Source organism: Bacillus sp. FJAT-29790 (assembly GCF_019039215.1).
Lineage (GTDB): Bacteria > Bacillota > Bacilli > Bacillales > Cytobacillaceae > Cytobacillus.
The window spans coordinates 2,288,964-2,308,787 of record NZ_JAHNZZ010000001.1 but is presented as its reverse complement, the minus strand read 5'-3'; the positions used below and the strand labels follow the sequence as shown (position 1 = coordinate 2,308,787).

The following is a 19,824-nucleotide window of genomic DNA, read 5'->3' as shown; positions in this document are numbered from 1 at the left end:
TTTTATTTTTTCGAAATAAAATCAGGAGGGCAATTATTGTTAAATTGGGTTTTAATCGCCTATTTTTTCAAAAAAGTGTAAAAATAAATTGACTTTTTATTTTGTATCGGTGTACTATTTAACTAGAACACTAAAACGGTGGTTTAGGAGGTCAAAAATGTGAAAGCATTTAACGGTTTATTTTTTAAAGAATTAAAACTGACAAAAAATTGGTTTATGGTCGGAATGGCTTTGTTGATCTTGGCGGTCATGGCAGGAATAGGCTTGATGCGTTATTTTAACGAACCTAATGTTTTTGCCGTTATCTCCATCATGATTTTAAGCGCTCATGCTTTTTATCTGCCACTATATTTGCTGTCTTCTCTAAATATTGAAGGACAGAGCCAAGGGTGGCTACACAATCCCAATAGCGGAACGAAGCTCTTTCTAGCCAAAATAGCTGCAGGGCTTCTCTTTTTCCTTGTTTCTCTTTTTATTGCTCTGTGTGTTGCAAAATGGGGGATTGATCATGCTGAAGGTTTATCATGGATTGAAGGAGAACATTTCCCAACAATCAGCTTGATGGGAGCAGGACTTACTTTAGGCTCTATCTTCATGGGGATATGGGTGCTGTTTTATTGGTCATTATTTCACTCTTTAAAAAATGTCCCAATTGTTAGTTCTTTCCGCTGGCCAATACTAGTCGGGGTTTGGCTTTTATTGTCAGTAATTTGGAATTATATACAGCACCAGCCTTTTTATCAGAAGCTTAAAAAAATAGGTGTCATTCAGCTTGATTCCATTCAATCGATTAAGTATGAAGTAAGTAAAAATTCAGCGTCTGCCGCGTTTATAGAAGGATCCGGATTAACGATTATGAATGGAATCATTTATACAGCAATTGTCATTCTCGTTTTTTACATCGCTGTTTGGCTTTTAGAGCGGAAAGTTGAGGTGTAACGTCATGGGTGAGCAATTTCAAGCATCGAATCCGATTTATATGCAAATTGTCGATAAAATAAATCAGCAGATTATTAGAGGGGAATTACTGCCTGGCAACAAACTCCCTTCCGTTCGTGAAATGGCGGTACAAACAGGAGTCAATCCAAATACGATTCAAAGAACGTATAGTGAATTGGAGAGGATGGAAATCGTGGAAACGAAAAGAGGGCAAGGGACGTTTGTAACAGAGAATGAACGCAAAATTGATGAATTAAAAGTACGCCTGCAAATGGACATCATTGAGGCCTTTGTCAAAAACATGAAAGAGCTCGGGTTTTCGGAAGAAGAAATGCTCTCCGGTTTAGAGGAATACTTTAAGGGGACGCGGGAGGACTTAAGATGATAAAATTCCAGCATGTGACGAAAAAATATGGCCGAAAATATGGTCTTAATGATGTATCTTACACCCTTGAGAAAGGAAAAATATACGGTTTAATCGGACCGAACGGCAGCGGAAAATCAACGACTTTGAAAATGATAGCCGGACTTGTTCATCCTTCAAATGGCACTGTAATTGTCAATGGCAAAGAGGCCGATCGAAAAACAGCCCGGGAAGTCGCTTATTTAACCGAACTGGATACGTTTTATCAGCCATTCAAGGTAGGTGATATGATCGAATTCTATTACAGTCAATTCCCGGATTTCCGTATGGAACGAGCAGAAGAATTACTCCAATTCATGAAACTTGACCGAGATGCGAAGCTAAAGCAATTATCGAAAGGGAACCGCGGCCGTTTAAAATTGGTTCTTGCATTGGCCAGGGAAACATCTGTATTGCTTTTAGATGAGCCTTTTTCAGGTCTTGACCCAATGGTAAGGGATTCGATTGTAAAAGGGCTGCTGTCTTATATAGATTTTGAAAATCAGACGGTGGTTATCGCGACTCATGAAATAGATGAAATTGAGCCTTTACTCGATGAAGTACTGGCCATTCAAAATGGGAAAGTAATTGACCGCTATAATGTAGAAGAATTAAGAGAAACAGAAGGGCTGTCAATCCTTGAATGGATGAAACAAACATTTAAAGAATGAAAGGAGAGAATCGATGGATATCCTCGTAGAGATTCAAAATGTATCAAAAACAATTAAAGGGAGAACGATTATCGATTCTGTAAGTTTCGATGTGAGAAAAGGAGAGGTATTTGGTTTCTTAGGGCCAAATGGTGCGGGTAAAACTACAACGATTCGGATGATGGTTGGCCTGATTGGCATGACTTCTGGCGATATTAAAATACTTGGCCATAGCATTAAAGCGGATTTTGAAAAAGCAATTACACATGTAGGGGCAATTGTTGAAAATCCAGAAATGTATAAATTTTTGAGTGGCTATCAAAATCTTAAACACTTTGCACGGATGTCCAAAGGTATTTCAAAGGAAAAAATTGATGAAACGGTTGAACTTGTTGGTCTAACAGATCGAATTCATGACAAAGTAAAGACCTATTCACTCGGAATGAGGCAGAGACTTGGATTAGCGCAATGCCTTCTCCATGACCCGAAAATTTTAATACTTGATGAACCAACGAATGGTCTTGATCCAGCGGGAATCCGCGAAATTAGGGATCATGTCAGGAAGCTGGCAAGGGAGAAAGAAATGGCCGTCATTGTTTCAAGCCATTTACTATCTGAGATGGAAATGATGTGTGACCGGATTGGAATTATTCAGAATGGCCGGCTCATTGATGTTCAGCTTATTTCCGATTTTGTTCAAGGGAATGAGAAAAATTACGAGGTTGAGGTAGACAATAAAGAAAAAGCAATGCAAATTATCAAAAAAACGAATCCGGAAGCGCGTGTTCTGTTGACGGAAAATGGAATTGCATTGCCGCTCGTAAAAGAACAAGTACCAGTAATCGTTAAGGAACTTGTCAATACGGAAATTTCAATCTATGGCATCAAAGAAGTAACAAAAACACTTGAAGACCGTTTCCTTGAAGTGACATCAGAAAAGGAGGGTCCTGCACATGTTAAATCTGATTCAGAATGAGTGGATGAAGATTTTTAGGCGACCTGGGACGTATGTCATGATCGGGCTCCTCATATTAATGATAAGTGTAGCCGGTGCCTTTATCAAATACCAGGAAAGTGGAGGAATTGTTCCTGATAACCAAGAATGGAAAAGAGGACTTCAGCTTCAAAATGAGAGCTATAAAAAACAACTGGAAGAATTGGGTGATTCCGCTCCGAGGGATTTAAAAGACCATTATCAAAAAGAAATCGCGATAAATGAATACCGGATCGAACACGATTTATCGCCGAATGAAGATTACTCCATCTGGGGATTTGTAACTGACTCTTCACAAACAATCGAGTTTGTTGGTTTGTTCACAATCATTATTGCAGCTGGAATTGTTGCTAGCGAATTTAACTGGGGCACGATCAAACTGTTATTAATTCGGCCAATCAAAAGAGGCAAAATATTAGCTGCAAAGTACATCACAGTTATTCTGTTTGGACTGCTGATCCTGTTTATTCTGTTCGCCTATTCCTCATTATTAGGAGCGATCCTCTTTGGAACTCCCGAAAGCGCAGCTCCATATTTAAACTATTACAATGGGCAAATTACCGAACAGCCTATGCTAGTTCATCTCGTCATTGTCTATTGCCTCAAATCGATAAATATGATCATGCTTGCAACAATGGCCTTTATGATTTCAGCAGCCTTCCGCAACAGTTCACTTGCCATTGGGCTGTCGCTGTTCCTAATGTTTATGGGGGGGCAAGTAACAAGACTAATTTCCATGAAATATGAGTGGGCAAAGTATATCCTCTTTGCAAACACGGATTTGCTGCAATATTTTGAAGGAACTCCGATGGTGGAAGGGATGACACTAGGGTTCTCAGTAATTATGTTGATTGTCTACTTCTTCCTGTTTCAAGGAATTGCGTTTTATGTATTTAAGAAAAGGGATGTAGCAGCATAGAAAACAGGGTTTGGCGTGAGCCAGACCCTTTTAACATGTTAAGAGAAGTTTTGAATCATCTTCGAAAGGAACTCTATTTTTTGAATGGATTCTTTCATTAAGATTTCAAAAGCTTATCGTAAATAACCGCCAAAGCCTGTTCAAACTTGCCTGTTTTCTTCGGCTCGTAATAAACTTTATTTTTTAATTTATTAGGCAAGTATTGCTGTTTGACCCAGCCGGATTCGTAATCATGCGGATACTGATAATCAATTCCTCTTCCAAGCTCTTTTGCCCCTTTATAATGCGCGTCCCTTAAATGATCGGGAACTTCTCCGCTGTTGCCAGCTCTTATATCAGCAAGCGCAGCATCCATTGCTTTATATGCTGAATTCGATTTAGGTGATAAGCATAGCTCAATCACCGCATTAGCAAGTGGAATTCTTGCCTCGGGAAAGCCGACTCTTTCTGCCGTTTCGATAGCAGCGAGTGTTCTTGCCCCGGCTTGTGGGCTCGCAAGGCCGATATCCTCGTAGGCAATGACCAATAATCGCCTGCTAATACTGACTAAATCACCTGCTTCAATTAATCTGCCTAAATAATGGAGAGCGGCATTTACATCACTACCACGGATGGATTTTTGAAACCCTGAAAGGACATCGTAATGGGCATCTCCGTCTTTATCATGGGCTAAGCTTTTTCGTTGCATGCATTCCTCGGCCGTTGGCAAATCGATCTTGATTTCTTCGCTGTCATCAGGACTCGTTGATAAAACGGCCAGCTCTAAAGCGTTTAATGAACTTCTCATATCTCCATTTGAAGCTGTTGCAAGATGGATAAGAGCCTCGTCTGTAATTTTCACATTCTTTTCTCCAAAACCGCGTTCCTTATCGTCAATCGCTTTCAGCAAAGCCTCTTTAATATTTTCAACTGATAAAGGCGTTAATTCAAAAATTTGGCAACGGCTTCGGATCGCGGGGTTTATCGCATGATAAGGATTGCTCGTTGTGGCTCCAATGAGGGTAATCATTCCATTTTCTAAATATGGAAGCAAAAAATCCTGTTTCCCTTTATCAAGCCGATGCACTTCATCGAGCAAAAGGATGACTTTACCTGACATTTTAGCTTCCGCGGCTACAATCTCCATATCCTTCTTATTGTTTGTTACGGCATTTAATGTCCGAAAAGCATAGCGGGTACTCCCTGCAATGGCACTTGCAATCGAAGTTTTGCCGACACCTGGCGGGCCGTACAAAATCATCGATGATAGCTGTTTTGCTTTTACCATTCGGTTGATGATTTTCCCATCAGAGACGAGATGTTCCTGTCCGATGATTTCCTCAATCGTTCTTGGTCGCATACGAAATGCTAGTGGTTTAATGCTCAAGTTTATCACTCCAACCTGTAGAAGGCCTTTTAAAAAAGGTTAATTATATGAAATAAACATATCATAAATCATGGTTTGGCAAAATGAATATTGGTTAAACATATGCTATAATGTGTAATGCCTATCTAATTACTAAGAATTTAATAAGCTTTTTTTGCGGGGAGAATAAACAGATGATTACGAGAAAAAGTGGCCAAATTAGGCCTAGAATCGTTGTATATTTAATGGGTTTACTCATTATGAGCCTTGGCATTGTTTTATTAATAAAGGCTGACCTCGGAGCAACCCCGTGGGATGTACTCCATGTAGGCCTGTACTATCAGCTTGGGCTGACAATCGGAAGTTGGTCGGTTCTTGTCGGGTTCGTAATTATAGGGGTGGCTTGCCTTATATCAAAAGAGCTTCCAAGAGTGGGCTCTTTTACGAATATGATCTTGATTGGCCTTTTTATTGATTTATATTTACTATTGCCGTTTATGCAAACTCCCTCCGCGCTTATTGGGAAAATGATTATGTTTGTATTCGGTATTATTATTTATTGTTACGGAATGGGGATATATATATCAGCCCAGTTTGGTGCGGGACCAAGGGATAGTCTAATGATCGCATTAACAGAAAAGACTGGCTGGAATGTGGGGCGTGTTCGAGCATGCATGGAGATCGTTGTCCTGATTATTGGCTGGCAGCTAGGCGGCCCTGTTTTCTGGGGAACGATTGTGATCAGTGTCACGATGGGTTCAATTGTAGGCGTTGCTCTACCGCAATGTCAATCATTAACGGATTGGTTTTTACAGAGAATGAAAAAGCAAGATACAATTATTATATCGAATTTAGCGAATGAAAAGGATAGAGGTGTCAATTAATGAAAATATCTACAAAGGGCCGGTATGGTTTAACGATTATGATTGAATTGGCCAAAAAGCATGGGGAGGGTCCACTTTCCTTAAAATCAATTGCTCGTACAAATGATCTTTCGGAGCATTATCTCGAACAGCTCATTGCTCCGCTTCGGAATGCTGGCCTAGTAAAAAGTATTCGTGGCGCATACGGCGGCTACATTTTAGGTGACATACCTTCAAAAATAACAGCAGGTGATATCATCAGGGTATTAGAAGGTCCAATCAGTCCTGTTGAAGGAATTGAAGATGAGGAGCCAGCAAAAAGGGAGCTTTGGATGCGCATTCGTGATGCTGTGAAAGAAGTATTAGATAATACGACGGTTGAAGATCTGGCGAATCATACAGATCGCGGTGATTCGGATTCATATATGTTTTATATTTAAGCAAAAGGACATTTCATAAGGTTCGCTTTAATAGCTGATTTATTCGAAGAGTCGCCGAAAAGTAGCTAATAAAATAGTGAAAGTCGCCGATATATTCAAAAAAGTTTCCGATAGGACGCAGAATCCTATTGAATTTAGTGGTTTGTATCTAAAATTTTTACTAATAAAATTGAATAAAAATCTACCAATTTTACGGGAAAATCCTATATATTATATGAATTATGCAAAAAAATATTTTAAAGCAGTATGATAAAAGAAGGTGAATCAAATGGAGCGAATATACGTTGACCATGCGGCCACATCGCCAATGCACCCAAAGGTAATTGAAAAGATGACTGAGATAATGACCTCAGAATTCGGTAACCCATCAAGCATCCATTATTTTGGCCGCGGGGCCCGGCATATTATTGATGAAGCAAGGGAAGAACTGGCTAAAAGCATTGGCGCACAGGCTAATGAGATAATATTTACAAGCGGAGGCACGGAGGCGGATAATCACGCCATTTTCGGCGTGGCTGAATCATATAAACAAAACGGCAAGCATATTATTACGACGACAATTGAGCATCATGCCGTTCTTCATGCCTGTAAGGAATTAGAAAAAAAGGGATATGAAGTGACATACTTACCAGTTGATATCGATGGAAGGGTAGCTGTGAAGGATGTCGAGAAGGCCCTACGAGAAGATACGATCCTTGTTACGATCATGTACGGAAACAATGAAGTCGGGACGATTCAGCCAATAAGAGCAATTGGACAACTTTTGGCGGACCATCCCGCAAAATTCCATACAGATGCGGTACAAGCATATGGGATGGGAAAAATCGATGTTCGAGAACTTGGAATTGACTTACTGTCCGTTTCCGCTCATAAAATAAATGGACCAAAAGGAATCGGATTTTTATATGCCCATAAAGATGTAAAGCTCTCTTCCCGTATGTTCGGCGGTGAGCAAGAACGAAAAAGACGCGCTGGAACGGAAAATGTTCCTTCTATTGCGGGCTTTCTGGAATCCGTCAAGATTGCACAGCTATCGATGGAGAAAAAAAGGAAAGAATACGAGGAATACAAGCTCGCTTTCATAAAAAAGCTTACAGAAGTGGAAGTTGAATTTATTCAAAACGGATCACTTGATTATTCACTTCCTCATGTTTTAAACTTAAGCTTTCCCGGAACGAATGTGGAAGCCATGCTAGTGAATTTAGATATTGCTGGTATCGCTGCCTCCAGCGGTTCCGCGTGTACAGCAGGAACGATTGATCCTTCCCACGTCCTAGTTGCAATGTTCGGCAAAGGGTCGGAACGTCTGCAAAACTCGATTCGTTTTAGTTTTGGTCTTTTTAATACATTAGAGCAAATTGAAAAGACAGGGGAAGAAACGGCGAAAATCGTAAAGCGACTAACAAAATAGATGAATTAAAGTTAAAGGAACGTGGTGGAACCATGATGAATAAAGCGCCAAAAGACACCCGTGTTGTCGTTGGGATGTCAGGGGGAGTCGATTCTTCGGTTGCGGCTCTCTTATTAAAGGAACAGGGGTATGATGTCATCGGCATCTTTATGAAAAACTGGGATGATACAGATGAGTTCGGGGTATGTACGGCTACAGAGGATTACAATGACGTCATCCGCGTATGCAATCAAATTGGCATTCCTTATTATGCTGTCAATTTTGAAAAACAATACTGGGACAAGGTCTTTACTTATTTCCTAGATGAATATAAGGCCGGAAGAACACCAAACCCAGATGTCATGTGCAATAAGGAAATTAAATTCAAAGCCTTTTTAGAGCATGCAATGAATCTAGGAGCTGATTATTTAGCGACTGGGCATTACGCAAGAGTGGAATTTCGTGATGGGGAGTACAAAATGCTCCGCGGAATTGATGAAAATAAAGATCAGACTTATTTTCTAAATCAACTCAGTCAAGAACAACTGGAAAAAGTCATGTTCCCGATCGGAAATATTGAAAAGTCGAAAGTCAGGGAACTAGCTAAAGAAGCTGATCTTGCTACTGCCGCGAAAAAAGACAGTACAGGTATATGCTTTATTGGTGAGCGAAATTTCAAGGAATTCCTGGGAAATTATTTACCTGCACAACCGGGAAATATGGAAACGCTTGATGGTGAAGTGGTTGGCAAGCATGACGGACTTATGTATTATACAATCGGTCAGCGGCATGGCCTAGGAATTGGCGGAGCTGGTGAACCATGGTTCGCAGTCGGTAAAGATTTAAAAAGGAATGTCCTTTATGTCGGCCAAAGCTTTCATAATGAAAAGCTTTACTCTGATTCGATTCTTGCTGTCAATATTGGTTGGGTTTCAAATGAAGAAAAACCAAAAACATTTGATTGTACGGCGAAGTTTAGGTATCGCCAGCCGGATAATAAAGTGACAGTCGAGCTTATGGGGGATGGGGATGCCAAAGTGATTTTCCACGAACCGATCCGCGCTATTACTCCTGGACAGGCGGTCGTCTTTTACAATGGTGACGAGTGTCTTGGCGGCGGAACAATTGATAAGGTTTATAAAGACGGTGCACGTCTAAATTACGTAGGATAATATAAGCCTCGATTCTCATGCAGAGTCGGGGTTTTTTGACATCAATTTAGTCAGTTTAAGATATTATATAATTTTATCGTTTGGCTGTTTTCGAAAGTCAGTACTAATCATTTTGAAAAGGAAAAAACGGTCTTCAAAAGAGGTTCGTAGTGTACTGGAAATTTTTAACTATAGAGTAACAATCTTTATCCAAAGAAGCGAACTATAACTTTCTAAGGCAGGTAGTAAAAGTAACGATATATTATGCTATACTTTTAAAAGACGAAATGGAGTGTGTACTTAAATATGGACAAAAATCAAACAGGAATTCAATATATGCAAGAAGGCAAATGGGAAGAAGCAGCAAAGTTCTTTATGGAAGCAATTGAAGAGAACCCGGAAGATCCGGTTTCCTATATTAATTTTGGCAATGTATTATCTGCAGTTGGGGACACCGAAAAAGCATTAAAATTTTACAAAAAGGCGATTAGCCTTGATGAGAATGCAGCCGCTGCTTACTATAGCGCGGGAAATTTGTATTATGAGCTTCAACAATTTGAGGAAGCAAAGGACATGTTTGAGACAGCAATGAAAAAGGGTCTGGAATCAGGAGATAATTATTTTATGCTTGGAATGACCCTTGTCGCGTTAGAACAAGGTAAATTCGCGTTGCCTTATCTTCAACGCAGTGCCGAATTAAACGAAGATGATGCTGAAGCATTTTTTCAGTACGGTTTATGCTTGGCACAGCTTGACTTGATTGATGAAGCGATCAAACAATTAGAAAAATGTGTAATGATTGATCCTGAGCATGCAGATGCTTATTATAACCTGGGCGTTGCTTATGGTTTTAAAGAGCATGAAGAAAATGCACTAAAATTCTTTAATAAAGCCTTAGAAATTCAGCCAGATCATTTGCTTGCTGGGTATGGGAAGAAATTAATCTCAAAAACAAATTAAAGAATACCTAGTAATGTGGGGAAGGAGGAGAAATGATGGAGAAACAGGACTCCCTTGACTTATTTGCGGAACAGGGGAAATTCATAAAAGGGAAGCATTTAGTCACGATCTTCCATAACGAGCAAAATTTATATACCGTTTTACGAATTCGGGTGGAAGAAACGAATGACGAATATGAAGACAAAGAGGCAGTCATTACCGGCTATTTCCCGAAAATGCATGAGCAGGAAACCTATATTTTTTATGGGGAATTGAAGGATCATCCAAAATTCGGAGTTCAGTTTCAAGCCAATCATTTCCGGAAAGATATTCCTCAGACAAAACAGGGTGTCGTAAACTATTTATCGAGTGAGCTTTTTAAAGGGATTGGTAAAAAGACGGCAGAAAGAATTGTCGAAACTTTAGGAGAAGATGCGATTACACGAATTCTTAATCAGCCGTCCCTGCTTGAGAAAATTCCGAGGCTTCCTCCCGAAACGGCGAAATCCTTATATGACACGCTAATGGAGCATCAAGGCCTTGAACAGGCAATGATCGCTTTAAATCAATATGGATTTGGTCCTCAATTATCAATGAAGATTTACCAAGCGTATAAAGAGTTAACCGTTGAAACTATTCAAAAGAATCCGTATAAACTTGTCGAAGATATCGAGGGCATTGGATTCGGCAGAGCGGATGAACTTGGGTATCAGCTTGGAATCTCCGGCAGTCATCCGGACCGAATAAGAGCCGCTTGCCTCTATATTCTCGAAATGGAGAGCATGCAGGCGGGTCATGTTTATATGGAAGCAAGGGAACTATTACATAGTGTAAAAAAACTTCTTGAAGAAAATAAGCGGGATGAAATTGATTACAGTGAAATCTCCAATGAAATCATCAAGCTTGAAGAAGAAGGGAAAATCAAAGTTGAAGAACAGAGACTGTACTTGCCTTCGCTTTATTTTTCCGAAAAAGGGCTGGTCACAAATATTAAGCGAATCTTGAAACAAACTCAATATGATGAACAGTTCCCGGAATCGGAATTTTTACTAGCACTTGGAAATTTAGAAGAACGACTAAAAGTGCAGTATGCTCCTACCCAAAAAGAAGCCATTCAAACGGCACTAATGTCACCGATGCTTATCCTTACAGGAGGGCCTGGTACTGGAAAGACAACAGTCATAAAAGGGATTGTTGAACTTTATGCCGAATTACATGGCTGCTCATTGAACCCGAAAGATTATAAGAAGGAAGAACCCTTTCCATTTTTGCTCGCAGCTCCGACCGGTAGAGCAGCGAAACGAATGACGGAATCAACGGGTTTACCTGCTGTTACGATCCATAGGCTTTTGGGATGGAATGGCACGGAGGGATTTGATCGACATGAGGAAAACCCTTTAGAAGGGAAAATATTAATTGTTGATGAATCTTCGATGGTCGATATATGGCTCGCTAATCAGCTTTTTAAAGCCCTTCCGGAAAACTTGCAAGTCATATTGGTTGGGGATGAAGATCAGCTACCATCTGTTGGACCTGGACAGGTGTTAAAAGATTTGCTTCGTTCCGAGCGAATTCCAACTGTCCGCTTAACGGATATTTACCGGCAAGCTGAAGGCTCATCCATTATTGAACTTGCACATGAAATGAAGAAAGGCAAGCTCCCGGAAAATATTACTGCTCAACAAGCCGATCGGTCATTTATTAGGTGCAGTCCCGGGCAAATTTCTGATGTAGTCGAAAAAGTCGTTCAGAATGCGAAGAAAAAAGGGTATACTTCGAAAGATATTCAAGTACTGGCTCCGATGTATAAAGGCCCCGCAGGAATAGACCGGCTCAATGAAATTGTTCAGGAAATATTTAATCCGAACCATGACGGAACCCGGAAAGAGCTTTCCTTCGGAGATGTAAAATATCGAATAGGGGATAAAATTCTTCAGCTTGTCAACCAGCCTGAAAATCATGTGTTTAATGGCGATATGGGTGAAATTGTATCGATTTTTTACGCGAAGGAAAATACGGAGAAGCAGGATATGATTGTCGCTTCTTTTGATGGCGCTGAAGCTACATATACCCGGCAGGATTTAAATCAAATCACCCATGCGTACTGCTGCTCAGTCCATAAATCGCAGGGAAGTGAATTTCCGATTGTCATTCTTCCTGTTGTAAAAAGTTATTATCGTATGCTCCGAAGAAATCTGCTTTATACGGCCATTACCCGCAGCAAACAATTCTTGATTTTATGCGGGGAGGAAGAGGCTCTCAAAATCGGGGTAGAAAGAGCAGACGAGCAGGCCCGCTTAACTAGTCTGACTGACCGGCTTAAAGAAGAGATTTCTGAACATCATTCCGTCGATATCAAAGAAGATCAACAAGAATCTGCGTTGCCTTTAGAAGAAGAACTGATGAAAACCGATCCGCTTATTGGGATGGAAAATATAACACCGTATGATTTCATGGAAAAAGAATATAGCTAATAAGAGACAGCCTATTAAGGCTGTTTTTTTAAATTGGCTGTTTTCGTAAGTCTTTGTTGCTTTTTAGTATGACTTTTTATAACAATCTGAGTTGATTGGAGCGGAGGGCACTTGACTCCTGCGAGAAATAGAGGGAACGTGAGACCCCACAGGCGGTACCGCCGAGGAGGCTCCCGTCCCTCCCCGCGGAAAGCAAGTGCCCGCAGCGGAAATCAACGGGCAAACTTTGAAGGCCAAAAACAACAAAATAAGCGAATAAAGCCTTTTAAATTAACATTCATAGCAAAGGAAGTGCACAGATATGGGTAAAAAGTGGAATGAAGAAGCAGCACCGAATAACAACTTGACCGCTTCTCAAATACAAAGAGCTTCAAGAATTGACAATTGGCTGAATGAAGAATTCTCAGAAGAGCTTGCTGATGGCGGAGAGCGCAATGAACGATTTAATAAGGAGAGATATAAAAAGCGTTAAAACATCTATTCTTTATTTTTTCAGGAGAGAATGGAAACCGTTTCACCTTATTTTTCTTAGCCGAATGCGTAAACTATAAATGTTCGGGAAGGTGGGACAATCCTTGCGGACATTTTCATTACTCAAAGGACTTCCTGTCATTGAAATTCGAAGCGGTGCGAAAATTGGTGAAGTGTCAGACTTAAGCATTTCCGGCGATGGAGTCGTAAAGGGCTTGTTGTTGCGGAAGGGCGCCCTCTTGAAGAAAACATTTTTAATTAATGTTAAGGATGTTTCATCTTTCGGATGGGACGGAGTTATGGTAGAGGATCAATCAGTTCTTGAGCCGATTAAAAAATCGAAAGAATATACATTTGAAAGCCAAAACCGTTTAACTGGGAAAATGCTTATGACAAGAGAAGGGGTTCGGCTTGGCTTATTGGAAGATGTATATTTTCAGGAAGAAGTGGGGACAATCATAGGGTATGAATTATCGGATGGCTTCTTTTCAGATATGCTGGAAGGAAAACGTGTGATCAAAACCGATATGCCACCTGCGATTGGGAAGGACGCCATCATCGTAAACGTGAAAAAGTGAGGTGTCTTTTCCATGCTGAAATGCCCTAATTGCCAAGGTAAGGATATCGGCAAAATTGGTATAAGCCAATATTATTGCTGGAGCTGCTTTATTGAACTTACCATATCCAATGGAGTTATCAATACACATCAAGTGGAAGAAGATGGAACATTAAGTTCCCTTGATGATTTATTCGAAGAAGATGAGCGACGTTATTTGTCATGACGTCAACCAAATTGAACGAGGTGAGACGGTTGAATCGAGTGATAACCTCAGCTATTGTGTTTGGAGCAGGTATGGCTGCATATAATATTGCTCAAAGAAATAATTTGATGTCCAGACGGAATATGAGAAAAATGCAAAAAAGAATAACGAAAGCACTATTTTAACTTTATTCAGCAGGGTCTCTAAACGATATAAGTGGTGAGATGAATACAAACAGGTATCCAGTTTAAACCCTAGCTGAATAAAGTTAAGCCTTCAGTGGATGCCTCAGATTGAATTTATCGAGCGAGCTAAGGGGAAAATCTGGGCGCAAATACGCTAAGGCGAATTTGATTAGGAAGGGCTGGCGCAAAATATTGGCGTTGGCCCTTCTTTTTGATGCATAAATTCCTCAAATGCACTCACAATAATATTGAGGAGGGACGAAATGGATATTCGATTAAAATGGTATTACCGGTTAGGTTTTCTCCTTCTTCTTTTTATTGTTTTATTTGTTTTTTTAAAGATCAAGCAAGTGTGGTTCCCTTTTTTTAAAATGTTTTTAGCCGTATTCATCCCATTTATTATTGCTGCTTTTATTACTTATTTGCTTCATCCCATTGTTGAAAAACTAAATGATCGGGGTTTGCATAAAGGTGTGGCTGTATTTAGTATATACACGCTTTTTTTTGGCGGGCTTGGTTTTGCTTTTTACAAAGGACTTCCAGCATTTATTCATCAGCTAAAGGATTTGACTGAGAATGCGCCGGAATTCGCTAATCAATATAGGGGATGGATCGATGTCATTCAGCAAAAAACATCAGCTTGGCCTGATGGTCTTCGAGCAAGAATAGACGAGGGGATTCTGGCCATGGAATCGGCTTTAGACAAGCTGTTTACGAAAAGTATAAACGGATTGCTGAACATATTGAATTACGCGATTTTCATTGCGATCATTCCATTTATCTCTTTTTACATGCTAAAAGATTATGACTTAATGAAACGAACTGTATGGTATTTAACTCCGAGAAAGTGGAGGCAGGAAGGCATTTTGTTTTTACGAGATGTTGATAAATCGCTTGGAGGTTACATAAGGGGGCAACTCTTAGTTTGCGTTGCTGTAGGAGCAGTATCAGCCTTGATTTTTTGGATTGTTGGAATGAAGTATCCTTTGTTGCTTGGGTTGATTATTGGAATTACGAACGTCATTCCTTATTTTGGTCCGATATTTGGAGCAATTCCAGCAGTGATTATTGCCGCTACCATATCGATAAAAATGATTTTGATATCTGTAGTAATTATCTTAATTCTTCAATTTGTAGAAGGAAATATATTGTCCCCTTTTATCGTTGGAAAAAGCTTGGATATGCATCCGCTTGTCATTATGTTTGCTCTCTTAGCTGGCGGGGAGGTTGGAGGGGTACTTGGTTTAATTATCGCTGTCCCCGTGTTAGCTGTCTTAAAAGTAAGTCTCGTACATGCAAGGTCACATTTTATGAAAAGACCGAACCCGAAATTTTCGCGTTCTTAAATTTCGTGTCCGAATGGGAGCTGATTTTTCGATTTTCGTTAATGAAATCTTATCCAAACAGTCTCTTTAAGGAAATATTGACAAACATCATTTTAAATCGCTATAATGCGACTATAAAGGAAAATGAATAGGTAAACATGAAGAAGGAACGAGTATGTTATAGACCATCTAAAGAGAGGGAATTCCTAGCTGAAAGAATTCCTAGATGAAGGATAACAGAACGCTAATCCGGAGTGCAGCTAATTCCTGCCGTTATCCGCGTTAAGGATCTGAGAGATGAAAGTTCAGAACAGTCTAGCTTTCATAATCAGGGTGGTACCACGAGTAAGTTCTCGTCCCTGTCCAGGGATGGGGGCTTTTTTTGTTTTGTCCGGCAGACCTAGGGCTAAACTTCGTGCATGTATTTCGTAAAGTACCAATCGGTTAACATTCCTATTTTCCAATCATTTTTGAGGAGGCTATTTACATGAAAAATTTATCAGGATCTGATATACGCAGATTATTTTTAGATTTTTTTAAAGAGAAAGGACATGCTGTTGAACCAAGTGCTTCACTTGTTCCCCATGATGATCCCTCTCTGCTTTGGATTAACAGTGGGGTAGCAACATTGAAAAAGTATTTTGACGGGCGTGTGATTCCCGAAAACCCGCGAATTACGAACGCTCAAAAATCAATTCGTACGAATGATATTGAGAATGTTGGAAAAACGGCTCGCCACCATACTTTCTTTGAAATGCTCGGTAACTTTTCAATTGGTGAATACTTCAAAGTCGAAGCGATTGAATGGGCATGGGAGTTTTTGACAGACGAAAAATGGATTGGGTTTGAAAAAGAAAAATTGTCTGTCACGGTCCATCCTGAAGATGATGAAGCCTATGAAATTTGGAACAAGAAAATAGGTGTGCCTGAAGAAAGAATCATTCGTTTGGAAGGAAACTTCTGGGACATTGGTGAAGGTCCAAGCGGACCGAATACTGAAATTTTCTACGACCGTGGACCTGATTATGGCAATGATCCTGCAGATTCAGAATTATATCCTGGCGGTGAAAATGAAAGATATTTAGAAGTTTGGAACCTTGTGTTCTCTGAATTTAATCATAATCCGGATGGAACGTATACGCCGCTGCCGAAGAAGAACATTGATACAGGAATGGGCCTTGAGCGGATCACTTCAGTTGTGCAAAATGTGCCGACAAACTTTGATACAGATCTATTCATGCCAATTATTCGCGGTACAGAAGAAATATCGGGCGTGCAATATAGTACTAAAAAAGAAACAGATGTCGCATTTAAGGTAATCGCAGACCACATCCGGACAGTTGCATTTGCTGTTGGAGATGGGGCTCTTCCATCCAATGAAGGCAGAGGCTATGTTTTGCGCCGGTTGCTTCGCAGAGCAGTTCGTTATGCGAAACAAATCAACATCAATCGCCCATTCATGTTTGAACTTGTCCCGGTTGTTGGTGAAATCATGAATGATTTTTACCCTGAGGTGGAAGAGAAAACTGAATTTATTCAAAAGGTAATAAAAAATGAAGAGGAACGATTCCATGAAACGCTTCATGAAGGATTGGCGATCCTATCAGCTGTAATAAAAAAGGAAAAAGAAAAAGGAAATGATACGATTCACGGGGAAGATGTGTTCCGACTTTATGATACGTACGGTTTCCCGGTTGAATTAACAGAAGAATATGCTGATGAGGAAAAAATGAAAGTCGACCATGAAGGCTTCGAAATCGAAATGGAACGCCAGCGTGAACGGGCAAGAGCAGCACGGCAGGATGTAGATTCTATGCAAGTTCAGGGTGGGATTTTAGGTGACATAAAGGTCGAAAGTGAATTTGTCGGTTATGAAAACCTTCAAACCGAAGCAAAAGTCGTTGCAATCGTAAAAGAGGGACAATTAGTAGAAGAAGCGCAAAGTGGTGAGGAAGTTCAGCTTATCCTTGATGTTACACCGTTTTATGCTGAAAGCGGTGGCCAAATAGCTGACCAGGGAATTGTTGAAGCAGAAGGTTTAAGAGTAGCAATAAAGGATGTGCAGAAAGCTCCTAATGGCCAAAATCTTCACAAAGCGGTAGTTGAAACGGGAATTTTGAAAATAAATGATCAGATTAAAGCGACAGTCAATGAGTTAACACGTACGAAGGTGATTAAAAACCATACAGCGACACACTTGCTTCATCAAGCCTTAAAAGATGTCCTTGGCAATCATGTTAATCAGGCTGGTTCATTAGTAGGGCCCGATCGTTTACGATTTGATTTCTCCCATTTTGGCCAGATTACTGCTGAAGAACTCGAAAAAATTGAGAATATTGTTAATGAGAAAATTTGGCGCAGTCTCCAAGTACAAATTGATTATAAAGGAATCGAAGAAGCAAAAGCGATGGGGGCAATGGCTCTCTTCGGAGAAAAGTATGGAAAGATTGTCCGAGTTGTTCAAGTGGGTGGCTATAGCCTTGAGCTTTGCGGAGGATGCCATGTCCCGAACACATCTGTCATTGGATTATTCAAAATCCAATCAGAAAGCGGTATTGGTGCAGGAACACGTCGAATTGAAGCTGTGACAGGGGAAGCAGCCTATCAATTATTAACCGACCAAATCGGCATTCTTAAAGAAGCAGCAGGTAAATTAAAAACAAACCCAAAAGACCTTGCTTCAAGAATTGAAATTTTACTGGGAGAAATTAAGCAGCTTCAGCGTGAAAATGAATCATTAGCGGCAAAATTGGGTAATATTGAAGCAGGAAGCCTTGTCTCTAAAGCTAAAGAAATCAATGGTGTAACAGTCATAGCGGCGAAAGTTGCGGCAGCAGATATGAACAACTTGCGTAATATGGCTGATGACTTAAAAAATAAGCTTGGCTCAGCGATTGTCGTCCTTGGCAGTGTGAACGATGGAAAAGTGAATTTAATTGCCGGTGTAACAAATGACCTTATTTCAAAGGGTTACCAGGCGGGTAAAATCATTAAAGAAGTTGCAACTAGGTGCGGCGGCGGAGGCGGCGGACGTCCTGATATGGCACAGGCTGGCGGGAAAGATCCAGCAAAGCTTGAAAGTGCGTTGAATTTTGTTGAAGAATGGGTAAAATCCGTTTGATATCCGGACAAAGTAGTGTAAAATGTAGGTAACCAATCTAAAATGTTTAGGAATTGGATAAAAGAAGTACTTTATACCGTCCCATTTCCTTACCTGATCAATCACGAGTGTTATTGAATCGCTAATCAATAGGCTATGTTAATGAACGATGTTGATAAATTATATTATCTTTTCAAAGGTAAATCGAGCCGCGGCTATAACAACATAATTTTTAAACAGTGCCAAACAATAAAGCGAGGTGTAAGAAATGAGCTCATTTGATAATACAATGAGGTTCAATTTTCCTGAAGAGCCGATTGAGCATGATGTCAATCAGGTGCTTTTTCAAGTGTATGAAGCTCTTCAAGATAAAGGGTATAATCCAATTAACCAAATTGTTGGTTACCTACTTTCAGGGGATCCTGCTTACATTCCCCGCCATAAGGATGCACGGAATATCATCCGCAAACTCGAACGTGATGAAATCATCGAAGAGCTTGTCAAATCATATTTAAAACAGCAACGAAAGGGATAGCGTATGCGGACAATGGGATTGGACGTCGGCTCTAAAACCGTCGGCGTTGCGCTAAGCGATGCACTTGGCTGGACGGCGCAAGGCTTAGAAACCATTAAGATTAACGAAGAAGAAAAAGAGTTTGGTTTCGAGCAGCTTGGTAAAATAATTAAAGAACATGAAGTGAGTAAAATTGTTGTCGGTTTGCCAAAAAATATGAATGGAACGATTGGACCGCGCGGGGAAGCCAGTCAGTATTTTGCAAATGAGCTTGAAAGGCTGTTTGGCCTTCCTGTCGTGTTATGGGACGAGCGTTTATCGACTATTGCTGCTGAAAGGGTTCTTCTTGAAGCAGATGTCAGCCGAAAAAAGCGGAAAAAAGTGATCGATAAAATGGCAGCTGTTATGATTTTACAAGGCTTTTTAGATAGTCAAATTTAATGAGGTGAAAAGAATGGATCACGGTGAAAACAATATTACAGTAGTAGATGAAGATGGAAACGAGCAATTATGTGAAGTACTCTTCACATTTGATTCGGAAGAATTTGGTAAGTCATACGTTCTTTATTATCCTGCTGGTGCAGATGACAATGATGATGAAGATATTGAAATTCTTGCTTCAGCATTTATTCCAAGCGAAGATAATCAAGACGGAGAATTAATGCCGATTGAAACAGATGAAGAATGGGATTTAATTGAGGAAATGCTTAACACATTCCTTGATGAAGAGGAAGAATAAAAAAATGAAACTGGCCTACGGCCAGTTTTTTTTGATATAGGCTGTTTTCGTAAAGTTTGTTGCTTTTATAAGTGATTTTTATTTAATAATCTGAGTTGATTGGAGCGGAGGGCACTTGACTCTCCAAAATGCTATCGCATTTCCTTCGTGCGTGGGCAAATTCAAGGATGTAAATTCAGTATCCTGCGGGAATAGAGGGAGCGGGAGACCCCACAGGCGGTT

Annotated in this window: 21 protein-coding genes and 1 other annotated feature; of the genes, 20 read left to right on the top strand and 1 reads right to left on the bottom strand. The window is 40.2% G+C overall.

The genetic code is table 11. From position 1 onward, the window contains the following. Window positions 1-159 precede the first annotated feature (159 nt). Genes BGM26_RS10990 through BGM26_RS10970 form a run of 5 tightly spaced genes read left to right on the top strand, consistent with a single transcriptional unit; the run spans window position 160 to window position 3,905 of the window. On the top strand, window positions 160-939 hold the full coding sequence (locus tag BGM26_RS10990) for a hypothetical protein (protein WP_217039854.1): 780 nt from the start codon (window positions 160-162) through the stop codon (window positions 937-939). 4 nt (window positions 940-943) lie between these two features. Then, window positions 944-1,324, top strand: coding sequence for a GntR family transcriptional regulator (locus BGM26_RS10985; protein WP_217039853.1), 381 nt, complete (start codon window positions 944-946; stop codon window positions 1,322-1,324). Next, on the top strand, window positions 1,321-2,013 hold the full coding sequence (locus tag BGM26_RS10980) for an ABC transporter ATP-binding protein (RefSeq protein ID WP_217039852.1): 693 nt from the start codon (window positions 1,321-1,323) through the stop codon (window positions 2,011-2,013). The genes BGM26_RS10985 and BGM26_RS10980 overlap by 4 nt, the downstream gene beginning before the upstream one ends. A gap of 13 nt (window positions 2,014-2,026) precedes the next feature. After that, window positions 2,027-2,968, top strand: coding sequence for an ABC transporter ATP-binding protein (locus BGM26_RS10975; RefSeq protein ID WP_217039851.1), 942 nt, complete (start codon window positions 2,027-2,029; stop codon window positions 2,966-2,968). Then, window positions 2,946-3,905 (top strand): ABC transporter permease, encoded by a 960-nt coding sequence (locus BGM26_RS10970; RefSeq protein WP_217039850.1) that lies wholly within the window; start codon window positions 2,946-2,948, stop codon window positions 3,903-3,905. The genes BGM26_RS10975 and BGM26_RS10970 overlap by 23 nt, the downstream gene beginning before the upstream one ends. 97 nt (window positions 3,906-4,002) lie before the next feature. Here BGM26_RS10970 and BGM26_RS10965 read toward each other — a convergent pair whose 3' ends face one another. Then, window positions 4,003-5,265: a replication-associated recombination protein A gene (locus tag BGM26_RS10965; RefSeq protein WP_217040751.1), complete on the bottom strand. Its 1,263-nt coding sequence runs from the start codon at window positions 5,263-5,265 to the stop codon at window positions 4,003-4,005. A gap of 179 nt (window positions 5,266-5,444) precedes the next feature. Between BGM26_RS10965 and BGM26_RS10960 the strand changes: the two genes are divergently transcribed. The 15 genes from BGM26_RS10960 (at window position 5,445) to BGM26_RS10890 (ending at window position 19,602) form a co-directional block, all read left to right on the top strand. Further along, window positions 5,445-6,134 (top strand): YczE/YyaS/YitT family protein, encoded by a 690-nt coding sequence (locus tag BGM26_RS10960; RefSeq protein ID WP_217039849.1) that lies wholly within the window; start codon window positions 5,445-5,447, stop codon window positions 6,132-6,134. Beyond that, entirely contained in the window at window positions 6,134-6,553 is a 420-nt protein-coding gene (cymR, locus tag BGM26_RS10955) for a cysteine metabolism transcriptional regulator CymR (protein WP_217039848.1), read from the top strand. The genes BGM26_RS10960 and cymR overlap by 1 nt, the downstream gene beginning before the upstream one ends. Before the next feature lie 268 nt (window positions 6,554-6,821). Then, complete coding sequence (locus tag BGM26_RS10950; RefSeq protein ID WP_217039847.1) at window positions 6,822-7,964, top strand: cysteine desulfurase family protein; 1,143 nt, start codon at window positions 6,822-6,824, stop codon at window positions 7,962-7,964. A gap of 35 nt (window positions 7,965-7,999) precedes the next feature. Further along, window positions 8,000-9,115 carry a tRNA 2-thiouridine(34) synthase MnmA gene (gene mnmA, locus BGM26_RS10945; protein ID WP_217039846.1) on the top strand — a complete coding sequence of 372 codons (1,116 nt, stop codon included), beginning with the start codon at window positions 8,000-8,002 and terminating at the stop codon, window positions 9,113-9,115. Between the two features lie 285 nt (window positions 9,116-9,400). Next, entirely contained in the window at window positions 9,401-10,054 is a 654-nt protein-coding gene (locus BGM26_RS10940) for a tetratricopeptide repeat protein (RefSeq protein ID WP_217039845.1), read from the top strand. Between the two features lie 35 nt (window positions 10,055-10,089). After that, complete coding sequence (gene recD2, locus BGM26_RS10935; protein WP_217039844.1) at window positions 10,090-12,507, top strand: SF1B family DNA helicase RecD2; 2,418 nt, start codon at window positions 10,090-10,092, stop codon at window positions 12,505-12,507. Between the two features lie 301 nt (window positions 12,508-12,808). Further along, window positions 12,809-12,979 (top strand): hypothetical protein, encoded by a 171-nt coding sequence (locus BGM26_RS10930; protein WP_217039843.1) that lies wholly within the window; start codon window positions 12,809-12,811, stop codon window positions 12,977-12,979. Between the two features lie 103 nt (window positions 12,980-13,082). Beyond that, a complete protein-coding gene (locus tag BGM26_RS10925) occupies window positions 13,083-13,556 on the top strand; it encodes a PRC-barrel domain-containing protein (RefSeq protein WP_217039842.1) in 474 nt (157 codons plus the stop codon). Window positions 13,557-13,568: 12 nt separating this feature from the next. Beyond that, entirely contained in the window at window positions 13,569-13,760 is a 192-nt protein-coding gene (locus BGM26_RS10920) for a hypothetical protein (protein WP_217039841.1), read from the top strand. Further along, entirely contained in the window at window positions 13,757-13,924 is a 168-nt protein-coding gene (locus BGM26_RS10915) for a YrzQ family protein (RefSeq protein WP_367949300.1), read from the top strand. Before BGM26_RS10920 ends, BGM26_RS10915 begins: the two co-directional genes overlap by 4 nt. Window positions 13,925-14,187: 263 nt before the next feature. Continuing rightward, window positions 14,188-15,270 (top strand): AI-2E family transporter, encoded by a 1,083-nt coding sequence (locus BGM26_RS10910; RefSeq protein ID WP_217039839.1) that lies wholly within the window; start codon window positions 14,188-14,190, stop codon window positions 15,268-15,270. Window positions 15,271-15,401: 131 nt separating this feature from the next. Further along, window positions 15,402-15,613, top strand: a binding site (T-box leader). A gap of 123 nt (window positions 15,614-15,736) precedes the next feature. After that, window positions 15,737-18,370, top strand: coding sequence for an alanine--tRNA ligase (alaS, locus tag BGM26_RS10905; protein WP_217039838.1), 2,634 nt, complete (start codon window positions 15,737-15,739; stop codon window positions 18,368-18,370). Window positions 18,371-18,617: 247 nt separating this feature from the next. Further along, entirely contained in the window at window positions 18,618-18,884 is a 267-nt protein-coding gene (locus tag BGM26_RS10900) for an IreB family regulatory phosphoprotein (RefSeq protein ID WP_217039837.1), read from the top strand. A 3-nt stretch (window positions 18,885-18,887) separates the two neighbouring features. After that, on the top strand, window positions 18,888-19,304 hold the full coding sequence (gene ruvX, locus BGM26_RS10895) for a Holliday junction resolvase RuvX (RefSeq protein WP_217039836.1): 417 nt from the start codon (window positions 18,888-18,890) through the stop codon (window positions 19,302-19,304). A 13-nt stretch (window positions 19,305-19,317) separates the two neighbouring features. Beyond that, the gene (locus BGM26_RS10890; protein ID WP_217039835.1) at window positions 19,318-19,602 is read left to right on the top strand and encodes a DUF1292 domain-containing protein; all 285 of its coding nucleotides are present in this window, start codon (window positions 19,318-19,320) and stop codon (window positions 19,600-19,602) included. The last annotated feature ends 222 nt before the right edge of the window (window positions 19,603-19,824 follow it).